This window comes from Neisseria sp. P0009.S007, from assembly GCF_051962515.1.
On sequence record NZ_JBQCVF010000172.1, the window covers coordinates 1 to 3,149 of the forward strand.

At 47.4% G+C, this 3,149-nt stretch carries 3 protein-coding genes and 1 pseudogene; all 4 read right to left on the reverse strand.

Annotation, left to right across the window (positions count from 1 at the left end; translation table 11 throughout):
- A pseudogene (locus tag ACTHS3_RS11050) lies at positions 1–72 on the reverse strand (ABC transporter ATP-binding protein); the annotation flags it as partial.
- Positions 72–869, reverse strand: coding sequence for an ABC transporter permease (locus tag ACTHS3_RS11055; RefSeq protein ID WP_070625904.1), 798 nt, complete (start codon positions 867–869; stop codon positions 72–74). The gene ACTHS3_RS11055 and the pseudogene ACTHS3_RS11050, both read right to left, overlap by 1 nt.
- A gap of 198 nt (positions 870–1,067) precedes the next feature.
- Positions 1,068–1,772 (reverse strand): hypothetical protein, encoded by a 705-nt coding sequence (locus tag ACTHS3_RS11060; protein WP_440367963.1) that lies wholly within the window; start codon positions 1,770–1,772, stop codon positions 1,068–1,070.
- 339 nt (positions 1,773–2,111) lie between these two features.
- The gene (locus tag ACTHS3_RS11065; protein ID WP_049335420.1) at positions 2,112–3,089 is read right to left on the reverse strand and encodes an ABC transporter substrate-binding protein; all 978 of its coding nucleotides are present in this window, start codon (positions 3,087–3,089) and stop codon (positions 2,112–2,114) included.
- Between the last annotated feature and the right edge of the window lie 60 nt (positions 3,090–3,149).

Consider the following 3,149-nt stretch of genomic DNA (forward strand, 5'->3'; position numbering starts at 1 on the left):
CAGGTTCAAACTGAAATCGCGCACGATGGGGTCGCGGAGAATTTCAAAACGCACGTTTTCAAGACAGAGCATCATCTCCTCCACGGCATAAACAAAATTTCCAAAGGCTTGGTAATCAGGTATTCAAACAGCGACACAAACACGATAACCAACACCACATAAGCCATCACCGTCGAAGTCTCCAGCATCGCCCTCGCGTCCGCAATCCGCGCACCCACGCCTTCGCTCGCGCCCAAGAGTTCCGCCATAATCACCACCTTCACCCCCATCGCCACCGCCACGCCGATGCTGGAAATCACATAGCCCGTCAGATGCGGGATATACAGATAACGGATTTTTTTCAGACGGCCTAATTTATAAGCGTCAAACAACTCCTCATGCTGCTTGTTCACGCTCGCCATCCCGACCGCCGCACTCGCAAACGTCAGCGGCGCAACCAACACAATGATGGTAAACAACACGCTCGGATTGCCGAAACCGAACCAAAACAGAGCCATCACCACCCAAATAATCGGCGGCATCGCCAACAAAACCGTAATCACAGGCTTGAGCAACGCCATCGCCGTCTTAAAACTGCCCGCCACCAGCCCTGCCGCCAATCCCGCCACCAGCGCAACCGAAATGCCCACCACCGACCGCCACAGCGAAATCCCGATTTCGTTTTCCTGAAAATGTTTCAATAAATCCAAAGACTTTTGAAACACCTCCACCGGCGCAGGCAGCATAAACTCGCCGAACACGGCACTGCCCCACGCCCACAACGCCACCACCACCATCGCCACGCCCAGACCGGCAAAGCCACTCCAAAGGTAGTCGATGATGTAAAACACCGCAGGCTGCGGTTTGCGGATTTTGTCGGTTTTAATCATGGTTTGGGTGTAGGTTTATAGTGATAGTTTGGAGATGATAGGCCGTCTGAAAAATAGCGGTTGATTGGGTTAGACGGAACGTCGCAATCCAACGAAACGGTTTGGTTTTTCCAAATATTGTTTTTCAGACGACCTTGGTTTGGGATTTCGGGGTTTCGTCGGGTTACGACTGCTGCTAAACTAACCTACGATTACTAGTTAATTAAAGTAAGGAACAGGATTCCAACTATTAGCAACATGTTGAGTAAAATGTGTCGTTAAATTAAAGAACTGTATTAATGGAGGATTATGTACTCCATTATCAACCATAAACCTTTGAAAACATAAAGCTAAGCTGGCTACGTGCTGATTACCTACATTAATATTAAAGTGGTTTGAAATAATAGTATTTATACTACGTATATCTGAATTATCAGGCACCTGCGTAGGATTGCTAACTAAATTAAACAATACACTTTCTAATGCTCCGCTAACATTATCCAAATTCCACATAAGACAAATCATACCTATTGCATCATAGAGTTCTTTAGCTATTGGATTCCAGTTTGGTACTTGTTGAACACCTCTTCCAGCACCAGCACGACCTACATTATTTGCATTTCCAACTTGACCCAAACCTGCCAATGGATCAAATAAAGGTAATCGATTTACTGCTGGATTTTGCCGTTGTATCAAATTAATAAAGTCATTAGCAACAGTTATTCCACAAACAAAAGTACCAGCATCGGCTTGATCTGCATAACTTTGATAACTAAAAACATAATACTCTCTGTCTAAAGTTGGTCCTGCACAGCTTTCCTTAGTTTGTCCATTCAATAATCTGACATGAGCTAAAGGTACAATTTCAAAATCATGAACAAGCTGTACACGGGTCGTTTCACCACGGTAATCATGAATAGGCATTTTTCTTCTCCTGTTTGAATAAAAAGACATTGATACTGAAACATCACAGCAAGCGTAGGTTGGGTCATGACCGAACATTTCAGACAATTCAACGGTTTTGTTGGGTTTGACAACTCACGGTTACCCACCCACCGTTATTCCCGCGCAGGCGGAAATCCAGAGTTTTGACGTTGCTGCAATTTTAAAACATTCCTGCAATATCGAGGACTGGATTCCCGCCTGTTCGGGAATAACGGCTTTTTGTGTACTGTTCTGACTATTATCTGATAGGTCGTCTGAAAAGGGTATATTGGATTCCCCAATACAACCTACCCTTTTTCAGACGGTCTCTATCCTTTTTTAAGCCAAGAAGAACCCGTTATCCGGCAGCTTGCCGCCCAAGAGTTTCGGGTTGAACTGCATCAGGATTTCGTAAAACTTCAAAATCTCGTTCTTTACTTCGCTGCCTTTGGTTACCGTCAGCCGCGCGCCGTCCAAGCCCATGACTAGGGCGGGTTCGGGGGCGGGGAGGTAGTTTTTGCCGATTTTCGCGGCGCTCTGACGGTTGGCGAGTATCCAGTTGAGCGCGTTTTTCAAATCCTGATGGAAGATGTCGAACTGCGCTTTGTGTGCGTGGAAATATTCTTCGTTGGCGATGATGCCTGCCATCGGAATCAGCGGTTTGGTGTCAAACGCCTGTCCCCATGCTTTCACCAAGTCAAATCCACGCACGACGTTTACGCCCATGGTTTTGCCTTTAAGTAGGCTGGCGGTTGCCATCGGTTCGGGCAGGATGGCAGCGTGGTAGTCCTTGCTCAAAAACAGTCCGACTGCTTCCGGCGGCGTGGCGGTGTAAGTGATGCCGACTTTGTGCGCGTCGATTTTCAGTTTTTTCAGTAAGGCTTGCAGCACGATGTCGGGCATATCATTTTTAAACGGTACGAGGATTTTTTTGCCGACCAAATCCTGAGGCGAGGCAATCGCACTGCCTTTGCACATCAGCTGCGTGATGCCGTTGGTCAAAATATTGACCATGCCGACTTTCTGCCCTTGGTTGCGCAGGTTTACGCCGACATTGCTCGGGCTCATCATCACTTTAAATTGTCCGCTTGCTACGCCTGCGCGCAGTTGGTCGGGCGAACGCCAGATTTTCAGCGATACATCTGCCTGTTTCGCCAGCTTGCCTTGCAACGCCGCTACGGCAATGGTTACGCTGGGCATTGCCGGTGCGCCGTACACGGTAAATTGTTCTTTACCGGCTGCCAACAATGAAGGCGAAACGCCTGCGGCTGCCAGAGCGGCGGTCATTTTTAAGAAATCGCGTCTTTTCATGTCCATTTTTTATCTCCTAATTCTTAATAAGCCAGTGTAGGCATTCTTTCAGACGGCCTGATTTTA